1 protein-coding gene is annotated in these 457 nt (G+C 68.7%); it reads right to left on the bottom strand.

From position 1 onward, the window contains the following. On the bottom strand, positions 1-457 hold a 457-nt coding region (locus tag MPC4_RS20085; protein ID WP_174514103.1), incomplete at both ends, for an acyl-CoA dehydrogenase family protein.

Raw genomic sequence — 457 nt, 5'->3', positions numbered from 1 at the left:
CAATAGGATTTGGGTAGACCGAGCACTTTCTCCGCGATGAAGCACAGGATCAGCTGCGGGCTCACGGGCGCGAGGCGCGGGATCCACGATTCGCGCATATAGCGCTCCACGTGGTATTCCTTGGCGTAGCCCATGCCCCCGTGGGTGAGGATGGCGCGCTCGCAGGCGTGGTAGCAGGCTTCGGCGGCGAGGTACTTGGCGGCGTTGGCCTCGGCGCCGCAGGGCTGGTGCCGGTCGTAGAGCCAGGCGGCCTTCTGCACCATCAGGTGCGCGGCCTCCAGCTCCATCCACGATTGCGCCAGCGGGTGCTGGATGCCCTGGTTCTGCCCGATCGGGCGGCCGAACACCTCGCGCTCCTGCGCGTAGCCGGCCGCGCGTGCCAGTGCCGCGCAGCCCAGGCCCACGGCCTCGCTGGCGATCAGGATGCGCTCGGGGTTGAGGCCGTGCAGGATGTACT

The sequence above is a fragment of the Methylocella tundrae genome, assembly GCF_901905185.1.
Taxonomy (GTDB): domain Bacteria; phylum Pseudomonadota; class Alphaproteobacteria; order Rhizobiales; family Beijerinckiaceae; genus Methylocapsa; species Methylocapsa tundrae.
This window is presented reverse-complemented; position numbering and strand designations above follow the sequence as displayed.